At 42.3% G+C, this 21,783-nt stretch carries 21 protein-coding genes and 4 pseudogenes; 16 read left to right on the top strand and 9 right to left on the bottom strand.

The window, feature by feature from the left end:
- Positions 1–53: 53 nt before the first annotated feature.
- Both F6J90_RS23995 and F6J90_RS23990 read right to left on the bottom strand, forming a co-directional pair.
- Positions 54–1,293: pseudogene (locus F6J90_RS23995) on the bottom strand (transposase).
- Positions 1,294–1,623: 330 nt separating this feature from the next.
- Positions 1,624–1,776: a ribbon-helix-helix protein, CopG family gene (locus F6J90_RS23990; RefSeq protein ID WP_293099195.1), complete on the bottom strand. Its 153-nt coding sequence runs from the start codon at positions 1,774–1,776 to the stop codon at positions 1,624–1,626.
- A gap of 82 nt (positions 1,777–1,858) precedes the next feature.
- Between F6J90_RS23990 and F6J90_RS23985 the strand changes: the two genes are divergently transcribed.
- The 6 genes from F6J90_RS23985 (at position 1,859) to F6J90_RS23960 (ending at position 6,539) form a co-directional block, all read left to right on the top strand.
- Positions 1,859–3,079 (top strand): transposase, encoded by a 1,221-nt coding sequence (locus F6J90_RS23985; protein ID WP_293099192.1) that lies wholly within the window; start codon positions 1,859–1,861, stop codon positions 3,077–3,079.
- Between the two features lie 15 nt (positions 3,080–3,094).
- Complete coding sequence (locus tag F6J90_RS23980; RefSeq protein WP_293099189.1) at positions 3,095–3,574, top strand: HIRAN domain-containing protein; 480 nt, start codon at positions 3,095–3,097, stop codon at positions 3,572–3,574.
- 38 nt (positions 3,575–3,612) lie between these two features.
- Positions 3,613–3,948 carry a hypothetical protein gene (locus F6J90_RS23975; RefSeq protein WP_293099186.1) on the top strand — a complete coding sequence of 112 codons (336 nt, stop codon included), beginning with the start codon at positions 3,613–3,615 and terminating at the stop codon, positions 3,946–3,948.
- A 357-nt stretch (positions 3,949–4,305) separates the two neighbouring features.
- The gene (locus F6J90_RS23970) at positions 4,306–4,845 is read left to right on the top strand and encodes an RICIN domain-containing protein (protein ID WP_293099183.1); all 540 of its coding nucleotides are present in this window, start codon (positions 4,306–4,308) and stop codon (positions 4,843–4,845) included.
- A 438-nt stretch (positions 4,846–5,283) separates the two neighbouring features.
- Complete coding sequence (locus F6J90_RS23965) at positions 5,284–5,673, top strand: hypothetical protein (protein WP_293099180.1); 390 nt, start codon at positions 5,284–5,286, stop codon at positions 5,671–5,673.
- Positions 5,674–5,741: 68 nt separating this feature from the next.
- The gene (locus tag F6J90_RS23960) at positions 5,742–6,539 is read left to right on the top strand and encodes a hypothetical protein (protein ID WP_293099177.1); all 798 of its coding nucleotides are present in this window, start codon (positions 5,742–5,744) and stop codon (positions 6,537–6,539) included.
- Positions 6,540–6,544: 5 nt separating this feature from the next.
- Here F6J90_RS23960 and F6J90_RS23955 read toward each other — a convergent pair whose 3' ends face one another.
- From F6J90_RS23955 to F6J90_RS23945, 3 genes are all read right to left on the bottom strand, one after another.
- Positions 6,545–6,808 carry a hypothetical protein gene (locus tag F6J90_RS23955; RefSeq protein WP_293099175.1) on the bottom strand — a complete coding sequence of 88 codons (264 nt, stop codon included), beginning with the start codon at positions 6,806–6,808 and terminating at the stop codon, positions 6,545–6,547.
- Between the two features lie 751 nt (positions 6,809–7,559).
- Positions 7,560–7,682 (bottom strand): hypothetical protein, encoded by a 123-nt coding sequence (locus F6J90_RS23950; RefSeq protein WP_293099172.1) that lies wholly within the window; start codon positions 7,680–7,682, stop codon positions 7,560–7,562.
- Positions 7,679–8,188: a hypothetical protein gene (locus F6J90_RS23945; protein ID WP_293099169.1), complete on the bottom strand. Its 510-nt coding sequence runs from the start codon at positions 8,186–8,188 to the stop codon at positions 7,679–7,681. The genes F6J90_RS23950 and F6J90_RS23945 overlap by 4 nt, the downstream gene beginning before the upstream one ends.
- Before the next feature lie 1,107 nt (positions 8,189–9,295).
- Here F6J90_RS23945 and F6J90_RS23940 point away from each other — a divergent pair.
- Positions 9,296–9,817, top strand: a complete 522-nt coding sequence (locus tag F6J90_RS23940; protein ID WP_293099167.1) for a hypothetical protein — start codon at positions 9,296–9,298, stop codon at positions 9,815–9,817.
- Between the two features lie 390 nt (positions 9,818–10,207).
- Positions 10,208–10,399 (top strand): hypothetical protein, encoded by a 192-nt coding sequence (locus F6J90_RS23935; protein WP_293099164.1) that lies wholly within the window; start codon positions 10,208–10,210, stop codon positions 10,397–10,399.
- A 109-nt stretch (positions 10,400–10,508) separates the two neighbouring features.
- Here F6J90_RS23935 and F6J90_RS23930 read toward each other — a convergent pair whose 3' ends face one another.
- A complete protein-coding gene (locus F6J90_RS23930; RefSeq protein ID WP_293099161.1) occupies positions 10,509–11,288 on the bottom strand; it encodes a class I SAM-dependent methyltransferase in 780 nt (259 codons plus the stop codon).
- Between the two features lie 893 nt (positions 11,289–12,181).
- Here F6J90_RS23930 and F6J90_RS23925 point away from each other — a divergent pair.
- The 4 genes and pseudogenes from F6J90_RS23925 to F6J90_RS23910 all read left to right on the top strand — a co-directional run bounded on the left by F6J90_RS23925 (position 12,182) and on the right by F6J90_RS23910 (position 15,329).
- Positions 12,182–12,934 carry a DUF4336 domain-containing protein gene (locus tag F6J90_RS23925; RefSeq protein ID WP_293099159.1) on the top strand — a complete coding sequence of 251 codons (753 nt, stop codon included), beginning with the start codon at positions 12,182–12,184 and terminating at the stop codon, positions 12,932–12,934.
- A 343-nt stretch (positions 12,935–13,277) separates the two neighbouring features.
- Positions 13,278–14,009: pseudogene (cobA, locus tag F6J90_RS23920) on the top strand (uroporphyrinogen-III C-methyltransferase); the annotation flags it as partial.
- 320 nt (positions 14,010–14,329) lie between these two features.
- Positions 14,330–15,181, top strand: a pseudogene (locus tag F6J90_RS23915) (uroporphyrinogen-III synthase); the annotation flags it as partial.
- A 7-nt stretch (positions 15,182–15,188) separates the two neighbouring features.
- Entirely contained in the window at positions 15,189–15,329 is a 141-nt protein-coding gene (locus F6J90_RS23910; protein WP_293099156.1) for a hypothetical protein, read from the top strand.
- 165 nt (positions 15,330–15,494) lie between these two features.
- Here F6J90_RS23910 and F6J90_RS23905 read toward each other — a convergent pair.
- Positions 15,495–16,199 (bottom strand): annotated as a pseudogene (locus tag F6J90_RS23905) (methyltransferase).
- Positions 16,200–16,837: 638 nt separating this feature from the next.
- On the opposite strand from F6J90_RS23905, the gene F6J90_RS23900 reads away from it, so the two are divergent.
- From F6J90_RS23900 to F6J90_RS23885, 4 genes are all read left to right on the top strand, one after another.
- Positions 16,838–17,332 (top strand): VOC family protein, encoded by a 495-nt coding sequence (locus F6J90_RS23900; protein ID WP_293099154.1) that lies wholly within the window; start codon positions 16,838–16,840, stop codon positions 17,330–17,332.
- Positions 17,333–17,474: 142 nt separating this feature from the next.
- Complete coding sequence (locus F6J90_RS23895) at positions 17,475–18,650, top strand: hypothetical protein (RefSeq protein ID WP_293099152.1); 1,176 nt, start codon at positions 17,475–17,477, stop codon at positions 18,648–18,650.
- Between the two features lie 745 nt (positions 18,651–19,395).
- On the top strand, positions 19,396–19,830 hold the full coding sequence (locus F6J90_RS23890; protein ID WP_366513837.1) for a uroporphyrinogen-III synthase: 435 nt from the start codon (positions 19,396–19,398) through the stop codon (positions 19,828–19,830).
- Between the two features lie 309 nt (positions 19,831–20,139).
- The gene (locus F6J90_RS23885) at positions 20,140–20,424 is read left to right on the top strand and encodes a hypothetical protein (protein WP_293099150.1); all 285 of its coding nucleotides are present in this window, start codon (positions 20,140–20,142) and stop codon (positions 20,422–20,424) included.
- 280 nt (positions 20,425–20,704) lie between these two features.
- On the opposite strand, the gene sfsA is transcribed toward F6J90_RS23885, so the two are convergent.
- Both sfsA and F6J90_RS23875 read right to left on the bottom strand, forming a co-directional pair.
- The gene (gene sfsA / locus F6J90_RS23880) at positions 20,705–21,436 is read right to left on the bottom strand and encodes a DNA/RNA nuclease SfsA (RefSeq protein WP_293099147.1); all 732 of its coding nucleotides are present in this window, start codon (positions 21,434–21,436) and stop codon (positions 20,705–20,707) included.
- A 92-nt stretch (positions 21,437–21,528) separates the two neighbouring features.
- On the bottom strand, positions 21,529–21,783 hold the full coding sequence (locus tag F6J90_RS23875) for a hypothetical protein (protein WP_293099144.1): 255 nt from the start codon (positions 21,781–21,783) through the stop codon (positions 21,529–21,531).

The following is a 21,783-nucleotide window of genomic DNA, read 5'->3' as shown; positions in this document are numbered from 1 at the left end:
TTTTTTGCCAACCGAGTTATTTGACACTCCCCGTCCGTCTAGGAGGGGGATTCTTACTTCACAGAGCCGTCTTGCTCGACCAGGCCGGAGCCAGGAAAAGTAGAGGACAGTTCTCCATAAGCGTTCGGATCAATGATCCAGGTTCCTGTATGCCCTACAGTACCCAAGGCTCTTTTTAGAATATTGATAGCTGCATTATGGTCGCGATCCAACACACACCCGCACTTACAGGTATGGGTTCTAGTAGATAGCGATTTTTTGACAACTTCACCACAGTTTGAGCAATTTTGGCTAGTATAGCTAGGATTGACTGCTACAGTTTGTCTACCAAACTTTCGTCCAAAATACTCTAACCATTTTCTAAACTGATACCAACCTGCATCATTAATAGACTTGGAGAGACAGTGATTTTTGACCAAATTTATCACCCTTAAATCTTGCCTTACGGCACGCTTCGCGAACGTAAGCGACCACATCGTTAGAGTGGATTACGCAACGCGCGAGTCTCTTCGCATGTTCTATGCGCTTCGCGCAGGCTACGCCAACACGTTGCCTACTTATTTTAAGGTGCATCCTGCCTAATCTATTAACGGCTTTCTTACGGCTAGATGAGCCTTTATTTTTGCGAGAAACTCGGCGTTGATGAAACTTCAACCGCTTCTCGCCCTTGCGATAAAACCTGGGATTTGGCTCTATGTTTCCCTTGGAATCGGTATAAAATTCTTTCAGTCCTACATCTAACCCAATGTTGGTATGTGATGGTTCTAGAGATTCTTTAAGATCAGCTTTGACACAAAACTGGACATAGTAACCATCTGCTCGACGTACTAACCTAACTCGCTTGATCAGCTTTTGGTCGTAACGCCACACTTCCCAGGTTCCCTTGAGTTTTAGTTTCCCAATTCCTTTTTTGTCTAAGAATTTTATTGATTTGGTATCAAGGGAAAGTTTCCAGCCTGATGTCTTGTATTCAACTGACCGGGAAAACTTTTTAAACTTGGGATAACCCTTTTTGCCAGGGACTTGTTTTTTACACTTATCGTAAAACCTAGAAATTGAACTATAGGCTCTTTCCACTGAAGCTTGACAGGCATGAGAGTTTAAGTCTTTAACAAAAGGATATTCAGCTCTGAGCCACGTGTTATAGCGATACAGGTCTTTTTGTCCTATCCCTTTATTGTCCATCCAGTAACGGATGCACTTATTTCGTACAAACTGACCAGTACGTATCGCCTCATCTATGGCGGCATATTGAGTTTTATTCCCTTTGACCTTAAATTCTAATACTATCATTTTGACGTGGGACAACTCTACGTAACATTGTAGCACAAAAAGAAAAAGCCGTCCTAGAAGGACGGGGCTTGAGACCCAAATTTTTGGTCACCCTCGCGTCCAGATTACCGAAGGCATCTAGACCGGCTCAACTTATCAGCCCAGAGTTTTGATTTAATGGAATTTTTAGCTGTCCAGTAAAAGAAGCCCCACATCTCAATCCGTAAGGATGAGCGTTTAAAGTTACCGTAAGGACAGTGGAGCCTTAATCAATAAGTTTTAACCTTTTTCCCATAGCCTGTCAACCATAAAGGCTCCACTGTCCTAAGGTTTCGTCTCCAGGGATGAATTTTACACAGAGTCTTTGGGATTCGGCAAAGCCGACGCTACGCGAACGGGGAAACGAGCTATCAAACTTCTAAGTACCTCTGACTGGTTCATCCCTCTTTTCTCTGCTTCTTGTTCTAACTTCCTCTTCTCGTATTCGGTTAATCGTATCGTCATTTTTATAGTTTTCATTTTGACTTGCCATTTGACTAGCTGTATGCTACTATAATAATAGGTCGAAAAGTAGAGGACAGCAACAATGATATCAGCGTGTCAATACCGATTAAGGTTGACCAAGTCGCAAGAGGTAGAGATAGAAAAATGGCTGGATATGCTCCGTCATCAATATAATTACTTACTTGCAGACAGATTTGACTGGTATGAACAAAATCGCTGTTCCATCAACTCCTGTCCTCTTGTCTGCCATTTACCGAATTTACGGAATAATCCTGATTATTTTTCCCAGAAGAAGACTCTTCCTCAACTAAAGAAAGATAGACCCTGGTATGGGGCTGTTCAATCCCAAGTTTTGCAAGACTGCGTAAAGAGAGTTGACCTTGCTTTTAAACGGTTTATAAAAGGTGACAGTAATGGAAAGAAAAGCGGGAGACCTCGATTTAAAGGAAAAAACAGATATAGGTCATTCACTTTTCCCTCTCTGTCTAAGAACCCAATAAATGGAAACATCTTAACTCTCCCAAAATTTGGAAAGGTTAAGATGATCTATCATCGGCCAATCCCAGAAGGGTTCAAGATAAAGACTGCTACTATAACCCGAAAGGCTGATGGCTATTACGTCACATTGTCAATCCAAGATGATACTGTACCGGAGATTATCCCAGTAGATAGTGCGACCAACCCCATCGGGATAGACATGGGTCTTAAATCGTTCTTAGTAAAGTCGGATGGTTTAGAGATACCCATCCCTCAACACTATAGAAAGGCTCAAAAGCGATTAAAGAAAATCCAAAAAGCTGTCAGTAGGGCAAAAAAGGGTAGCAGTAATAGAAAAAAGGCTGTCAGCAAACTAGGGAAAGCTCATAAAAAGGTAGCAGATACCAGAAAAGACTTTCACTTTAAAACAGCGAAAGGATTACTAGACGACCACGATCTAGTTGCTCATGAGAAATTAAATATTAAAGGACTGGCTAGAACTAAACTAGCTAAGTCCATATTAGATGCTGGTTGGGGACAATTCCTGTCTATATTGTCAGTCAAAGCCGAAAATGCTGGACTAATAACGAAAGCAGTAAACCCCCGAAACACTAGTCAAAATTGCTCCAACTGTGGGAAAAAAGTACCTAAAAAACTAAAAGACCGCATTCATTCCTGTCCCAACTGTGGTTATGTAGCTGACAGAGATGTGAATGCGGCAATTAACATATTGAAATTGGCGGTGGGGCATCCCGTCAGCAGTAAAGCTTACCGAGCAACCGAACCGTTGGGTGGTGTTGGTAAGAAGCCCACACTGAACCTGTAAGGTCAGTGTGGGAGTATGTCACGAAGGAGCGAAGGATATCGACAAACAGATAATTTTAAAGTTTTTCCTTATCCACACCTCGACAGTGACGACAAATACCACATTTTCTTCCTAGCGCATGGTTTGCGTCACTTACCAAAGTGTTCTATGGATCGGATAGATCAGCTACAAGTTGGTGATACTTTGTGGCTATGTCACGAGCTTCAAAATCCTTATGACAATAAGGCTTTAGCATTAACCACAGAAGATCATTATCACCTAGGGTATTGTCCCCGCTACTTGTCACACGATGTATTTGACCTTTTAAGGCGTGATCCAGGTTTAGTAGAAGTGAAAGTAGCAAAGGTAAATTTACCTCCTTCTCCGCTTAAGTCTCGGTTATTGTGTGAGATGACTTATTCAGGTTTTGAGGGATATGTGCCGTATGATCACAAGACCTATCAGCCGTTAACTAAGGAAAAAGAAAAGTCGAAAAACTTGGTTTGCCCGATGTAAGTAATACTCCTTGAATCATAACGTGCTCGGAGGTGGGCGTGAATGCGATTGGCCGTAGGCCACGCTACGGGATTGACCGTAGGTCACGCTACGCGAACGCATTCAGGTACTATAGCGTTTCTAGGATTTATGAGGTACGCTTCTCAACCTCAAAGTCCCCCTTGATAAGGGGGACCAACGGGGGATCCCTTTGTACCTCATGGCATAGAGAATTGCTATATATAGCTACGGCGGTTTGCATAACTATCAGGTACACAGGATTGTTTTCCCGATTCCCGATTCCCGATTCCCGATTCCCTATTACCTATTCCCTATTCCCTATTGCCTATTCCCTATTACCTATTCCCTATTCCCTGCTCAAGGAAAGTGCTTAATAGCCGATTTACGAGGGAACCTGTAAGTCTAAAGCCCCGTCTTTTCAAACCGGGGATGAATACTCATAGCGGCTTGACGCGCTGTGATAAAAATATTTCTAGAGAATCGGGAATCTTTCTCTAGGCGTTGTAGTAGAAGGTATAGGAGAGTTCAGATCGAAACTGATGATTATCTTAGAGTTCAAGGCAAAAGCAAAGAAACATCAATACTCTGGGAGCAGGGAGCAGGGAGCAGGGATTAGGCAAGAGTGAAACAATCCTGTATACCTCATGAGTCCTAGAAACGCTATATATCGAACTCAGGTAAGTTGAGTTTGTGGCACAATTATTGATCAATTTTTATCTAAAACTAAAAAAATGTCTCATACCACCATGTCCAACAAAAATATAAAGAGAATTTTAACTTTTGGTATAGCTGTTGCCTCTTCTGTGCTTGCTTTTGCCAGTACTACTAACATTGCCCAAGGACAAACAAATTATCGCCTCAAAACCATGTTTACGGGCAGTGATAAATGTTTGGATATCATTAATGATTCTAAAGACAATCAAATTATTATGGCTGACTGTGGTAATTATTCAGGACAATATTGGCAAATACAATCAACAAACAAGTCTGGATATTATCGCCTCAAAACTCTGTTTACGGGCAGTAATAAATGTTTAGATATCATTAATGATTCTAAAGACAATAAACCGATTATGGCTGACTGTGGTAATTATTCAGGACAATTTTGGCAAATACAAAAAACAAACAAGTCTGGATATTATCGCCTCAAAACCATGTTTACGGGCAGTGATAAATGTTTAGATATCATTAATGATTCCCAAGACAATAAACCGATTATGGCTAACTGTGGTAATTATTCAGGACAGTTTTGGCAAATCCCTAATTTTTAACTAACTGCTTGAACTGGAAATAACCCTTTCGGGCAAGACTGTTTTATTGTCGGGTAGAGCCGTTGACAAAAATGGTGACCGCTGTTAGGTCAAATGCCAGCGGTCACTCGATTACATAGATAAATCGGCTTTGCCCGATGTAACTAATACCCCTTGAAAGAGGCGCGATTACATCACTCCTTACCTTGCAGATATTAGGCATTTTTATTTCGTAGGAAAACCTTACCCCCTGAACCCCTCTTTTTCCAGAAAGGCTTGAAGGCTCTATCCCTTATACAATCTATCTTATAGCTTTCTTGTCACCCCTAAAGGTCAGCGCTACAAAAAAAATTATCTGGGAACTTTTGGGGTTTGTATTCATCAAAGCCGGTGGTGGAGAGCAATAGTATCGCTAATTAATCGTATCACTTGAAAAAAAGTAGAGGGTTGTATCGAATCATGAAAGAAAGTGTTGGTTCACTCAAAGCATTTTTTATCTTCATTGGAACACTAGGAGTTTTTGGCAACTACATTGCTATTACTCAACCGCAGGGAAATCTGAATGCTATCAATCTCATTTCTATAATTTTGGTAACAGTATTTTCAATTGCTTATCTGTATATAGGTTTTTCATTACGAAAGTTGCTGGTTGAGTCTCCCCAAATCGTAACAACATTAATATTGGCTAACATCACTCTTGCAGTTCTCAACTTTTTGCTCAGTTTATTTCAGGGATTTCAATCGAGTGTATTTCTGGGCTTTGTTTTTGGTCTGCTCATAAATTGGTATCTCTATAGTAGTGTTATGCGTTTGTCTAGAGAGGAAAAGAGCAAACGTGAAAATTCGTAGAAAATGACCGCTTATTATTTTACTTTGCTGGTCTGACACAAAAGAACAAGTCCAATACTGGTATTCAGGTGTCTTCTGGGCGCAAAATGAAGCCTTGGGCAAAGGAGGATACCGCTCTAGTCATGGAGGAGTTCCATGAATCCCTGGATCAGTACAGGACTGGCGACGACTTTGAGGAGCTTCCCATTGGCTATAAGCCTTGGATTTACCAATGGATTAAAGAAGATTGGGATGGCATTCAGGAACTAGTAAAACAAATGCCTGAAAAAGCTATATGGCGGGACAAAGAGGAGGAAGAGGAGGAAGAGGGGAAGGCTGGAGTAGCTCATCATGTATACCAGTTTGGCCATAGCAGTTGGGATTACAACTTCAGAGACGGAAGCCTAAAGTATAGAGATGAAGCTCAAGAAAAAATCCTGATCTTCCCCCCACTATTGGAAAGGTTCGATAACTTCTGCAAGGATATAGCGATCGCACAAGTAGAGCTCGACTCCTTAGAGAAGAGTCTTTATTCGTATGTTAGTTTTCCATTGAACGACGGGGCTGATACGTCTTTCGCTGAATGGATTAATAGCAAAGACTGCACATATAGGTCAGAGTTCACTTACGAAGAGGATGAAGACTATTACTACTGGCATAAATGCCACTTTACCTTCGACCTTCAAGAGCAAAAGGTGTATGCTGATAACTACCAAGCAAAAAGGTATGAAGAATGGGTGAAAGCCAAAACCCATATCAGGGAAGAAGTAACACCTCCAAAGGTGAGAGTCACAAGCACCCCAGATCCAAATCGGGAGAAAGCTAAAGCCTACGTCCAAGAAATGGGAGAAGATAATCTAGACTGGGAACTTTTTGTATACGATTGAATCCGCTAAATAGTTGAAGTCTCAAAGTATCTGTCGGCCAAGTCCTTCCCATGGAGATATGTGACTGCGATCGCACCTATTTCGGGATCTTTGCATGTGACTTCAGTGGGAGGTTTATAGCAGATATAAAACATGTATTCACCAATATTTTCCTTGATCTTGTCGGAGAGGTGGGGACAAATCAAGTAGACTTTGAGACCAAAATCGATGTAACGCTTCTGCTGTACCCAGAGACTGGCATCTTGCAGGTCAATCGTATTTACTCTCACGATTCTGCTGCCTTTATATACAATAGACACCCCTGGAGAAGAACTGAAAACGGAAAGGGGTGTTTATTGACACTCCCCGCCCTGGAAGGACGGGGATTCTTGATTCAACGAGATGACTTGTTCAACCAGGCCGGAGCCAGGAAAAATAGAGGTCTCCTCTCCCCAAGCGTATTTGGTCTATGACCCAGGTTTCGGTGTGCCCCACCGTACCTTGTCTTGATGCAATAGCGAGTGGGGGAAACCCCCAAGACCGCTTAGGTGCGCTTGACCTTGGCGAATTAAATTCGCCACGGGTCGCACCTCTGCATCGCTTTTTTTTTATATAGATAGATAGATACTTTTTTAATCTAATTTTTTTCATAGACGTTTAAGTCGTTAGACCAAATTACGCAATATGCATCTGATACATATTTTTTACGTTGCCTACTTATTTTTAGATAGTATTTATCTAGCTTTTTAGTTTCTTATTTATCATATAATCATAACACGCTCTGTGAAAACTGTCAAGTTTTAGCTGAAAAATCAAGCCGTCCTATAAGGACGGGGCTTTAAACCCAATTTTTTCGGTAAGTGGTTTGGGTTGGTGACAACTTGTCGCGAACCCAAACCACCCATTTGGTAGCGGTGGGACAAAACAGGATTTGTGTGCTAGGGACAATATGTCCCTAGCAAATTTCCCTGGTGCGATTGCATCCCTTAAAACAATGTGCTATCGCTTTGATTTGTTTGATTTGTTTGATCTTCGATCCGTTCAATCGATCGAATCTTCTAGCAACTTCTGTTCTTTTCCAGGGGCAAAGATATTGTAGCCTGTGCCACAAAGTTGTTTGCGTAGCATGAACCAAAAGCTCACAGCTGAATGCTTACGTATCATTTTGTAAATCTATAGTGACTTTGTTCGATGATTTTTATATCCTCATCTTTCTTTATATTGCTCTGTACTGTAATTCTTAGGCCTGGTTTGCCTATACTGACGGCTACTTTGCCTATATTGAGGGGGATGCTTAGATCTTGTCCTAATACCCTTGGTATTCCACATTGTATTGTTGTTAGCCCTTGGGGGATGAGTGGCATTCCTCCCAGGGTGGCATTGATTGTGTAAAGTTGATCGGCACATCCATCTTCGCTCGTTATGCTTATGCTGGAACTTGCAAAGAACTCTATGCCACTTACTGGGGGAGCAAAATCTCTATCGACATATTCGTATTTACCGTTCTCCAGGTGTATCGAATTCACCGGAATTAGGGGTCCGGAGTAGTCGCCCGGAGTTGGGGATAGGGAGTAGTCGCCGTCCATCGCACACCCTTCGGTGAATAGCAGTAACATCCCCAGGATAAACGCTGCTACTATTTGTTTTGCTTGGCCGATTCTATTCGTCATTTCTTTTTCCTCTCTTTTTGGTTATCAAACAATATCTGACTGACGGCATTCTCCTTTACCAATGCGGGCTCCACGGTTTTCCTCTGTGCTATCGCTTCTAAGAATGCGAACGTGCTTGAGCGTGGGTGGCACGGATATCCCATCACTATCAATTGCTACTGGGAGGTAGACGCCCCCATGTTGGATGGTGTTTGCATCCCGGATCGGTTTTTTGGGTTGGGTCTTCCTTCGGTTTTCTCTGGAGCTATTGATTGCTTATCAACAAAGTGATTGCCCTCCTGAATGATGAACGGGGTGAATTTAACACGGATCACAATCACAAGTCAACTCTTTATCTGTAAGACCGCGCTGCATCGCTTTTGGAATTAGGCAAAAATTCGCGCGAAAATTCCCACACTTCCCACACTCCCCGCGCCCGGGCCCCACACTCCCCTTCTTTTTTACAAATATGAGAGGCACCCAATATATTGCCATTAGAGCCGAAATCCTCAATAGATCATCGGCTACTTTGCGTTGTTTATTTTGAGCCCCTCACCCAGGAATTTTAGCATCGAGCAATGAAACAGCCCTGCCCTAACACCCCAGGGCTGTTTCATTGTCGGGTAGAGCCGTTGACAAAAATGGTGATCGCTGTGATGTCAAATGCCAGCGGTCACTCGATTACATCGGTAAACGCTAATTGCCCGATGTAAGCAATACTCCTGGGGATTTAGATGTTCGGAAGTCCTGAATGGGATGCGCTATGTCAAGTATGGATTACAAATGAATGATTACGATGAAGCCACCACAATAACCCTTCTTGTTCAGCACATTCCTAGAAAGAGTTTTGTGATGGGGATAAATTCCTTGTTAAAAATTCCTGTTCCTTAGATATTTGTGAACCGCGATCGTAGTATGATTATATCGATTTGGGAAATCAGCCTGATTTTAAATTTGCCAAAGACATCACCCTAAAGTTAGGAACAGATAATTTAGAATCCAATGCTAAAACGATCACTTAGTCTGAGATTTCTAATCGAGTGGACGATAGCAACAACTACGGGTATGATAATTACTATTGCGTCATGGTTATCGCTAACTGCAAATAATTTTTCTCTGTATTTGTTCATGCTTATACCGTTTTGGCCAGCGATCGCACAATGGGTTGTTCTGCGACGTTACATTTCCGACGCTTGGTCATGGGTTGTGCGGACTGTGTTAGGAGCCTACGTTGCCATACCAACCATGTTTTTTTTCTATTTTTGGTACATAAGAGCTCAATCTATATTTGTACAAAATCCAAGTATCCGATTACCCATGACCTGGACAGCATCTATCCTTACGACCCTAATTGGTTGCGTAGTGATATCTTGGTTCCAATCGGTAGCTCTTTCTAAGCATACGACTCGGGCAGGTTGGTGGATTGTTCTTAACAGCTTAGTTTGGACTGCATTCTCTAGTTGGATAATTGAGATTGGTGCTCATGATTTTATGAACGATCTTAGGAACTACAATTCTCCTTATGGCTACGACTACAATATAACTGTAGAGATGGCAGTAAAAATCATAATTTTAATTATTCCCATCGCCAGCTTTATCCAAGCTCGTATACTTGTATGGTTATTCAACTCCCCTAAGGAGTCCAGGTGATGATCTTTGATTTTCTATCAGTTATAAAAGATAAAGAAAAGTGATCTTATTTCTGTTAATAGGTCTTATCGGGACTTGAATATTTTCGGTATAGCACTACGCATTCTTCGTGTTTGACATTGATACAAGCTCAAACGCTTTTGTAGTAAGTAAACTTTTGCCTCTTGCCTCTTGCCAATGCCATTGCGTGTAGCGCTATAAAACTCTACTTCTACCGACTCTCTCAATATTTTTTTACAAAATTTTTCAAAATATGCTATAATATGCAAATTTTTATGTTATAATGAAACCGTGGACAATCAAATCCACGGGAAGAGCCAGCCTAAGAGTTTTCCTAGGCCACAGGCTGGCTCTGGCTACCCCTTAACGTAAAGGAGATAACTTAATATTATGTCGCATCATCTAAGCCTTTATCCATGGGTCCTGATTCGGCTATTACCACCGATGCCACCAGTCGTTTTCGCTCGGTTCAACGACTGTTCTGATGCCAAAGGTTATTCCCAGACCCTGAAACAGCTGCTGCCTAATGCTAAGTTTCTAATAGTTTTAGATATAAGTCTGCCCATGGAGCCAGAGGAATAGGCAGTGTCACAAGGGTGGGGAGATGGGGAGATAGGGAGATAGGTAGATAGCAGCGCATCGCTATTCCCTGCTCCCTGCTCCCTGCTCCCTAAAAACCAGAAATTTGTACCTAACAAGTCGTAGAATTGCTATATATCCGACCAACTCTCATATGTAATGGCCATTGCAATATAATTTTCCTCTCGCGATCGCCCCAAGCCTCGACTAGACGGTTGGAGAATTCCAAGATTGGTTGGTGGGATTGAACAGCGATAAGCTTTTGAATAGCAGACCAAGTAGTCAAATATCCCAGAAATTCTTCCATGTTCCATTGGGTTTCTATTTTTAAAAGAGGTGTTTTTAACTCAGAAAAAGGAAAAGGAATGGTTTGATAATTTTGAAGCAGTAGTTTTATTTCTTCTGCCCAATACTGGTCAACCACTGTGGTGAAAAAATTCCTAGACATTTGGTCTATGTGATTTTCTTCTGGAGGGAATTCAAAATACCAGTAGCCCCAGAGAGCAATAATTCCTCCAGGTTTAGAAACTCGCTGCACTTCCTGATAAAATTTTTCCAGATTAAACCAATGAACAGCTTGGGCAACAGTTATTAAATCTATAGATTGATTCCCTAGCCCAACTTTTTCGGCCACTGCCACAGAATAGTTAATCTGATCATGATGAAATGCATGACTAATTTGCTTTTCGCTGGCATCCGTAGCATAAATTTTTTGAAAATGAGGTGTTAAGCCCAAGGCTACTTGACCATTACCAGTGGCACAATCCCACGCTGCTTGACGATCAGGTACAAGTGCAGCTAAATACTCAAACAAAGATTCTGGATAATGAGGTCTATAGTTTCTATAATCATTTGCTTGCTTTGAGAAGTAGTCTTTAAATTGTGTAACCAAAGTCCTTTTCCTCTAATTTAATTTAGAAAACTATTAGGATATCATATTTTGAATCGCAGTTTAAATACAGTTTATCTTTTCCAAATTAAGCACATCAGTATAAGCCTGGGGAATTTGTTGTGAAGATAAGCTCAAAGAAGCACAATCCCAAAACTTAATGAATGATGTTTGTACAAAAATGAGATGCACCAGCGGATCCCTCTTCACGGGCAGGGCTGTTAAGCCAGGGTAAGCGCAAGAAAAAGAGAGGCTTAAGATCGTAAGGGTAAAACGATACAGCCCCAGAAGATGCTAATTGATATAGTCTGTATCCGGAAAAGTTATTGATGTTATAATTAAAGTATCTGTAACGCTTGATTTAGCTGGATTGTTTGGTGTGATAGATGGAAAGTTTCCGTATAATAAATAGTTAGGCTTAAGATCGTCATGAAAGCAGCAACTAGAGACAGTTGGAAGACCAGTCCTTCGAAGGGGGAATTTGTTCCGATAACATACGAAGACGAGTTTACGCCAGCGGAGGTGAATCGGATACGTTTGGGTCTCATTCCGCGCGAAATGGAAGATAAGTGGTTTATCTACTTCGACGAACCCACGCTGTTTTTCCATCGAAGTTGGACGGGATACCTGATCTACAAAGTTGAGCTTCGTGTAGGTACTACCGGTGGTGCAACGGTCGCCAGCGCCCACGTAGTCCAAGAGAGCGAGAAGTATCCTCGCGAACCAGGTGAGGCTGAGAAGATGCTACCGTGCTTGATACGGTGCATCCTACTTAAGCAGAACTATCCGTTTCCTCCAAGGTCATGAAAATTCCAGAGTGCGATTCCTGCCAGTTTTACTCTCAAAACCCCCACATCATCTGTGTAATTCACCTTACTTTACCTCTGTGAGTAGCTATGAGACACGATGCGATCAAGCTATATGAACCGATCAATATCCTTAAACAGATTGGTGAAGATATTTGGCTCGTTGATGGCCCAATTGTAGAGATGTCAATGTATGGGGTAAAGATTCCTTTTTCAACACGTATGACTATTGTGCGGTTGAGCAACAGTGAGCTATGGTGCCATTCACCAACAGAATTGACTCGAGAACTCAAAGCTCAAATTGACTCTCTTGGCTCAGTGCGCCACCTCATTTCACCCAACAAAATTCACTATGCTCACATTGGCACCTGGGCTAGATCTTATCCAGAGGCCATAGCATGGGCATCCCCAGGTGTTCGCGATCGCGCAGCACAACAGAAAATTGAAGTTAGTTTTAATGCCGATTTGGAAAATGAACCGCCGCCTCAGTGGGTCGCAGATTTAGACCAATTAATCTTCCGGGGTAGTCGATTCATGGATGAAGTTGTATTTTTTCACCGGAAGAGTTCTACTGTCATTCTGACCGATCTCATTGAAAACTTTGAACTCAATAAAGTTAGTAAGCAGTTTGGTCGGCTGCTTAAGTTAGTTGGCATTGTCGATCCTGATGGAAAAACTGCATTGGATTTGCGAATGACATTTTGGGGACAAAAGGAGCAGTCCCGTAGCTGCTTAAAGCGAATGCTTCAGTGGAACCCTGAAAAAGTTATCCTATCTCACGGTCGTTGGTATGAGAATAACGGTGCTGCTGAGTTACGCCGTGCTTTTCGCTGGCTTGAATAACTTTCAGAAGCAAGCTAACACTTCAGTGGAGCGGATGGGCGAGAGACATGGTGCTTCGTTTTAATGTTCTGTGCCACCGCTCACTAAAAATTTTGGCGTTGTTTAATAATGGAATGATTTTAAGAGTTTTTAGGTGCGACGCAAGAAACAGCCCTGCTCCCAGGCTCCCAAAGAGATCCGGAGTTTTATTGGACAATAAAAAAAACTCCTAGATTTACATCTCAAATACAAACGCTATATAATAGACCTCTTGCAAAAGTATTTTTCTGATAGTGTTTATGTCAATTCTTGTCCACTGTTCCCTGTTCCCTGTTCCCTGTTCCCGACTTCTGCAAGAAGTCTAATGACTAATCACAACCAGGGAAAAATTTACATCGTAGGTGCTGGTCCAGGAGATGTTAACTACTTAACCGTAAGGGGGCAACAACTGCTGACTCAAGCTCAAGTGTTGGTATATGATGCATTGGTAGATTCCCTTTTATTGCAACTGGTGCCCTGTGATTGTCAACTGTTCGATGTAGGGAAACGGGGTGGACGCCCTTCTACACCCCAAGCTAGGATTAACCAACTACTAGTAGACCAATGCCGACAAGGCAAGCAAGTCGTCAGGCTAAAAAGTGGTGACCCGTTTATTTTCGGGCGCTCTAGCTCAGAAATTCAGGCATTGATTGCTGCTGAGTGTCAGTTTGAGGTGATACCAGGCATTTCCTCCGCCCTAGCCGCTCCGTTACTAGCGGGAATTCCTTTAACAGATTCCGTTTTGAGCAAATGCTTTGCCGTTGTCACCGCTCATCAGCCAGAGCAACTAGATTGGGAAGCACTGGCAAGAATTGACACCTTGGCAATTTTAATGGGAGGACGTCATCTAGCGGAAATTGTCCAGCAGCTGCAACGCAATGGGCGATCGCATCAGACTCCCATTGCTCTGATTCGCAATGGTGGACGCCCCCAGCAACAGGTTTGGCTAGGTACCTTAGGCACTATTGTAAACCAAACCCTTGGTATCTCCCTCTCACCTGTGGTAATTGTAGTTGGTGAAGTCGTGGGGTTAAGGGAGTATATGGGATTACCTGATCAAGACCAGTCGAAGAGTGAAGGTTGGCAAGTTGAAGGTTGGCAAGTTGAAGGTTGGCCAGTTGAAGGTTAGCCAGTTGAAGGTTGGCCAGTTGAAGGTTGGCCGAAAGGCCAAGGTTATCAAGACTAGCTTAAACCTACCCTTCGGGAACGCCAAAGGCGAACAACCGAAACAAACCTTCAACTCCCACAAACCTTAAACCTTCAACTCCCACCAACCTTAAACCTTCAACTCCCACAAACCTTAAACCTTCAACTCCCACAAACCTTAAACCTTCAACTCAAACAAACCTTAAACCTTCAAACCAAACTACCAAAGTGCTTACTGGAAAAACCGTCTTAGTTACCCGTTCCGCTAGTCAATCCCAAAAATTTAACCAGCTCCTGGAACAACAAGGAGCGACTATTATCGAAATGCCCACCTTGGTGATTACTCCTCCTTCGAGTTGGGCTGGATTAGATTATGCGATCGCTAATCTAGCTAACTTCGATTGGTTGATTCTCACCTCTAGCAATGGGGTCGATTACTTTTTTAAACGATTACTGGATAATGGTAAAGATGCCCGTGCTTTAGTCGGGATTAAGATTGCTGTAGTGGGTAAGAAAACTGCGGCGAGTCTGAAACAACACAATTTACAACCGGACTTTATCCCACCAAACTTTGTTGCTGATTCTTTGGTGGAACATTTTCCAGAGTCTTTAACTAACAAACAAGTGCTTTTCCCGCGAGTAGAAACCGGTGGGCGAGAGGTGTTAGTAAAAGAACTAACGGAAAAAGGTGCTCAAGTGGTAGAAGTTGCTGCCTATGAGTCTGGTTGTCCAGATTACATGGCTCCTGCTATTTTAGATGCTTGGCAACAGAGAGGAATAGATATTGTTACGTTTGCTAGTTCTAAAACCGTCAAGAATTTTTACAAACTTCTCAAGCAAGCTTTTAACTCTTCAACGGAAACTAACCAAGCCTACTCTAGTGCCGACGGCGAACAATCTGCACCCTCAAAAACTATCGATTCCATTTTAAAAGATGTCTGTATCGCTTCGATTGGTCCCCAAACTTCCGAAAGCTGTCGCCAGTTGCTAGGTAGGGTAGATGTGGAAGCAGTTGAATATACTTTAGAAGGGTTAACTGAGGCGATTGTGGCATGGGAGACTGGGAGACGGGGAAAGACATAGGGTGCATGTGATTGGTGGAACGGGCATCAGATTGGTGGAACGGGCATCAGGCGTGGAACAGGCATCAGGCGTGGAACGGGCATCTTGCCCGTTTCAATTCCCAGGCGGCCAGGATGCCCACCCCACTCATGTTCATCCCTTGATTTAGCAATGCCTACTAAACAGCCTTATTTGCCAGAAATAGGAGTTTTATATCATGTCAGAATAATTACCCTTAATAATAAAAATCTCCCTATCTCCCTATCTCCCCATCTCCCCATCTCCCCATCTCCGCACACTCCCCTTAATTATAGGTATTCAAGCAGACTTTATATTATGGCTTTTCCCCAAGGATGAGAGTTGTTTGTGTAGGCAAAGGAATAACCTTAATATTTTTAAATCCTGTCTTTTCGAGCCATAGGGCAATTTCTTCTTTAGAGCGATTGCCCGATTCGGAATGAAAGCCAATCATTAAGTACAGTTCCATCATTGTACTGCGCAATGACTGCTTAGGATTATCTTCTGGATTTATAAACTCCTGCACGATCAGCAATCCACCTGGCAATAGAGCATCGTAAGCTTTGGACAATAGCCTCAGACATTGCTCGGGAGATATATGACGCAAGATCGCAGAAACCAGAACGACATCATAGTCCTGATCAAACTCAGTGGTATGAAAATCCGCCGACCATAGGGTAATTCGCTCTTGGAGATTTTATTGCTTCAAGAGGCTGAGGGCGATTTCTAAAGGTTCTTTGAGATCGACAACTACAGCTGTTAAATTAGGATTAGCATTACAAAGAGCAATGCTGTAGCTTCCAGAGCCTCCTCCTAAATCCAGCATTTTACGCCTATTGTTCAGGTTAGTATATTCAGCCAGCACCGCTCCTTGTCCTGCCATAGCTAGGTTATGCCGACCTTTGATATAGCTTGTCCAATAGGTACCAGCATCAACAAAACCATTCTCAAAGGGAAAATCTGGTCTACCTTCACGGATCAGCTGGTCTAGATTGCCCCAAGTGTACCAGAAATTGGTAATATGGACGATGTAATCACCTTGATACTCTGGCTTGTCTGGTATTAAAAATTTAGAAGCGGCTTGAGAGTTTTTAAAATTACCCTCTTCTTTTTCCAGCAGACCTAATCCAGCACAGGATTCAAGAAAAGTTTCGACAAAACCAGGATTAGCTTTGAGGTGATCGGAGACTTATCGGGCAGAAATAGGTTGTTCCAGTAAAGGAAATATTCCAAGTTTTATCGCCGCTCTGAGAACCGCAGAGTTCCAGAAGCTAAAACATATATTGTCGATGCTGTCCTTCATTTATACTTTTCGCTAAATCTACATGCACGTTATTGTCAGAGCTAGTTAAATTGGCCGGCAAAATTATACCTCTTGATATAATTTATCATAAAATGGCAGACAATCTTCCACTATAGACATTAGTTGATCAGGAGACATTAGTTGATCAGGTATCTGAGGGGGCTCATGTCACGCCTTCAGGGATTACTATGCTCATTTTACCCTTTTGTCAACCCCACAACCTGAATAATTAAGAAAAGTAAAAAAAATAAAGTTTTCGTTAAGATAATGAGGAAATAAAAAAAAAGCTGTTTAATGATATAGGTGATTTAATTAATAAAATCAAATCACAGTCTAAATCTAATCCTCAGTTCTGTATGACCGGATCTAAACCTTTTCATTTAGCTTTTCCTGTTGCCGACCTCGAAGAAACACGCCAATTTTATTGTGGTGTGATTGGCTGTAAAGAAGGACGTAGTACAGATTTATGGATTGATTTTAACCTCTATGGTAATTCCGTTTCAGCCTATTTACAACCCCAGGAGGCAACGCGAGATATACCTAGCAACCACGTTGATCGAGATCAAACTCCTTTAAACATCCCTGTTCGTCATTTTGGCATAATATTAGAATGGGAAGAATGGGAAAGCTTAGTTGAACGTTTAAAGGAACAAGGCATCGAATTTATAATTGGTCCGCGAGTACGTTTTGTCGGCAAAAATGGAGAACAAGGAACGATTTATTTTCACGATCCTTGTGGAAATGTTCTGGAATTTAAGGCTTTTAAGAACCCCGAGCAAATGTTCAAGCCTTTTACAGAAATACAAGACTTTGAAGCAGTTGTTATGGAGAAGATAGCCAACCCGTCTTAGAGTATATTTAAGGCTTGTTTATGCCTGTAACACCCTATCCAGATTTTTTTTACTATAAACTAGTTGGATAGTGAGGGGTTACTGAGTCTTTTTTGGACTTATATCGTTGGGTTTGAACTTTAAAAGGAGCAATCAATAAATAATGGCGAATACAATCGAAAAATTAGATCATGATTTGGCTGAAATCTTTATCGCAAATGATAATGATCCAACCGTAAACTACTCTTATGGGGGAACGCGAATGGTAACTCCTGATACTCAGGATTCAGAAGCTAAGCAAATCTGCGAGCGATTGATGTGGTCTGAAAGTGCCCTGAAAAATCAACTGATCAATGCAGCATTAAGCCAAGGTGTTTTAAACCACTATAGCGATCGACTTCCCGGAGGTTTCTTGGACAGCAAAGTTGGTGGTGCTCGCTGCGTAATCAGACCCAAGCACCAAGATACTGCTGACATCCTTGTTAATCCAGAACATCCAGATTGGGATTCTACCATTTCACCAATTTTTCAACACATTGGGGAATCCCTTAATCAAAAACAAGGCAAGATCAAGTTGACTCCGGATTTTGGTCGGTTTGCTGGTTTGGCGGATACTTTGAACCGATTTACCCCTCATTCTCTCGGCATTAATTGTGATCAGGGAGGATGTGGTGGCAAATCTTCCTACTCAGCAACAGGTATTATCTCAGCGATTGAAACCCTTGGTTTCCAACAACAGAAAGAAGACCGAGTTACCTTAATTGGGGCAGTGGGAGCCATGGGTTCTGACGTTTTGAAGTACTTTTTGCGAGAGACATACCAAAATGTAGCTGTTTGTGATCTGGTGTATGATGATCCTAATAGTGGAATTGTCCCTCCAGATAACTTATTAAAGCTTCCCTCCAAGCAAAAAGCCTTCACTACAGATTGTTTGGAGCGAGGAGGATTAATTGTTGCTACTACCGTTGGACACGAATTGGAAAACTCTTTTTGGGAGACAATGCCCAGGGGTACAACCTTACTCCTGGCTCATAATATGGCAATTCCTGGAGGTGAAGCAGGTGCTGAACTAATGCAGCGAGTTCAGCAACATGGCGTTTTCGCCTTACCTGGTCAAGTTTTGACATTGGGAGGAGCGTTAACCTCTCGGGTAGAGTGGTTCTGGCGGCAAAGCAATGCAGGTGTTCCTTTCGATAAACCTCTAGCTCACCTAGTCGTCAGGGATGTGGTTAAGTTTTTAGTCACTGAAATTAAAGCATTATCAGCATCTTCAGGATTAACTCCTTATGAAGCCATGCTACGGTATGCAGACCGAGAGGCAGTAACATTATTGCCCTAAAGAATTGCCCTAAAGATCAAGTCGCTCTTCCGATCCTATTTAGGATAACAGGATCGGAAGAACCAACAAGGCATTCACTTCAAAACCTTTGAATTTGCTAGTCAAAATCAATTATTAAACTAGAAAAAATGAGCTGAAGGGGCGACGATATGGCTTGAAACGATTGATACGTAAAGAGTGTAACGATCTGTGATAGAAAAAGATAGGTCTTTTATTGTCAATAAAACCTATCTGTTGCAAAGGTTACCCTTATTCTCTCAAAAACATCTAAAAAATAAACTAATAATCTAAAGTATTGTAATTTTATTCAATATTTTAGTGATTGTCTTGGTGCGCGTTCCCTAGGTCGGGAAACCCGACCTAGGGAACGCGCACCGCTACAATCAATCAAAAGAGTTAGTGCACGAAAATTAAGCAAATGCTTTACCTCTTGGAATAAAATTTGAAAGTAGAATAAAAAGACTCCAGCGCTTTTTGTCTTTAAAAAATCTAACATTTGAAACTATTGGGTTTCCTCTAGCAGGTTTCAATTAGGTGAGGTACAAATTTTTGAGGTGCGCGCCCGTTCGCGCCCCGCGTCGGCAAAGCCTCAAGGTGCGACCCAAGGTCGGGTTCCCCAGCCTAGGAGGCGCGCACCTTTAGCGAATTTAATTCTTAATGGGTCAAGCGCACCTAAGGTTTTAGGGAACAGGGAACAGGCAAAAGGGAAAAGATAATAGGAAAGATAGAAGAGGAAAAAAAAACTGTGCACCTCATTAGGGTAAAAACCGCTATAACGGAAAAAGGTGCTCAAGTGGTAGAAGTTGCTGCCTATGAGTCTGGTTGTCCAGATTACATGGCTCCTGCTATTTTAGATGCTTGGCAACAGAGAGCAATAGATATTGTTACGTTTGCTAGTTCTAAAACCGTCAAGAATTTTTACAAACTTCTCAAGCAAGCCTTTAACTCTTCAACGGAAACTAACCAAGTCTACTCTAATGCCGACCGCGAACAATCTGCACCCTCAAAAACTATCGATTCCATTTTAAAAGATGTCTGTATCGCTTCGATTGGTCCCCAAACTTCCGAAAGCTGTCGCCAGTTGCTAGGTAGGGTAGATGTGGAAGCAGTTGAATATACTTTAGAAGGGTTAACTGAGGCGATTGTGGCATGGGAGACTGGGAGAGGGGGAAACAAATAATACAAGTTCGGTTGAATACCCATAATAAAAGTGTGGGGAGGGTGGGGCGGGGGCGCGGGGAGATGGGGAGATGGGGAGATGGGGAGATGGGGGAGATTTTTATTAAGGGTAATTATCCTGACATGATATAACAAAAAGCCAAAATGGCGAGACGGCAAGAATTTATTTAGATAGAGTAATTGTGTAAAAGCTTGTACAAGGTTACCTAATTAGGTTACCCGAATCATTCATTTTAGGGAAATGAGACTCACAAGGGTCAATTTTCCCTAAAGTGGACTTCTTAAACAGTTTGAACAGGAGATTTTTCCAATGGATAACTATCTAAATACTGATTTGGAGTTCATGGCAGATTTGTCAGAAGATGAACTCAACGAGATTGCAGGAAGCCACGGCAAATATAAAGACTTCGCCAAGGGCAAAGATGATGATGACCGCGATGATGACCGCGATGATGATAAGTTTGAATTTGATGACGATGACTTTAAGTTCAAAATGCCTAAGCCCTTTGTGCCTAAGAAGCGCCCCGTTCGGATTAAAAAGCCCTTTGGCTTTAAGCCACCTTTTATCTGTAAGTTCCCTTTCAAGCATCACTAATACCACTTCAGGTTAGCGATGCTGAACCCTCGCTATTTGGGATAAGAGAGGATTATTTAGAGCACGTAATAGTGACGTAGTTTGCTAAGGTTGGATTTGATTAAACAGTTAGATCAAATCTAGTGTCTTGATGCAGTCCCTTATGGGGAGGGACTGCATCCCTACCCAACATCCCTCTATAGTTGATTAACTCTAGCATGCATGCCTCTTGCCTCTTGCCTTTCCCTAAGGGATTTTATTAACAACTCAAAGAAAAATTATATATAACCGACTAACACCCTCAACACTCAAAGGTTGCTAACCCCAAATAGCGAACTCCTAACGGGGTAATTTCAAAGCGACAAGGCAACACTTCCAAACCTTTGCTAACTGCTTCTCTTAAAAGTTTACCATAGTTTGGGTCATAGTTATCACCAGGAGCAAAGTGCAAACAATCAGCACGATTAATAAAATAAAGCATGACCGCTCGTGCTTCAGGAAGTAGTGCCATCAGTTCTTGCAGATGTTTTTGTCCACGAGTAGTAACTGTATCAGGGAACAAAGCACGATTCTCTTCAGCTAAGGTAGCACTTTTCACTTCTAAATAAATCGGGCGCTCTGAGCCAGTCAGTAAAAAATCCACCCGGCTTTTCCGTTCTTTTCCGTAACGCACCTCAGGGCGGATTTCGCTGTAGCTGTCCGCTAACTCGGGAATCAGTTTTTGTTCCAATGCTGACTTAATCACTCGATTAGGTAAAGCGGTATTAACCCCTACCCAAGTTGGTTCATTGTCCTTGACCTGAATCATTTCCCAAGTATATTGTAACTTCCGCTTTGGGTTATCACTATGGGACACTTGTACAGGAGAGCCAATAGTTGAAACTCCGATCATTGGGCCAGTGTTCGGGCAGTGAGCAGTAATAATTTCCCCTGATGGCAGTTCAATATCCGCAAGAAAACGTTTGTAGCGTTTGAGTAAAGTTCCAGCTTTTAGGGGTGGGTAGGAGTAAATCAAGTTATTGTCATTAGTCATGTTATAATTTATGGTTTTTAATGGTTAATTGGTTAAGGGAGGAGGGAGCAGGGAGTAGGGAGTAGGGAGCAGGGAATGCGCGAATTTAGAATTTAGAATTTAGAATTGGGAATCGGGAATCGGGAATCGGGAATCGGGAATCGGGAATGCGCGAATTTAGAATTTAGAATTGGGAATCGGGAATCGGGAATCGGGAATCGGGAATCGGCAAGAGGGAATACTGATCTTACTCCCCATCTCCCCATCTCCCCATCTCCCCACACTTCCCACACTCCCCCATCTCCCCATCTCCCCATCTCCCCATCTCCCCACACTTCCCACACTTCCCACACTCCCCATCTCCCCAT

The sequence above is a fragment of the Moorena sp. SIOASIH genome, assembly GCF_010671925.1.
Classification (GTDB): Bacteria; Cyanobacteriota; Cyanobacteriia; order Cyanobacteriales; family Coleofasciculaceae; genus Moorena.
Note: the sequence above shows the minus strand (reverse complement) of the source record. Positions and strands in the feature narration are given on the sequence as shown.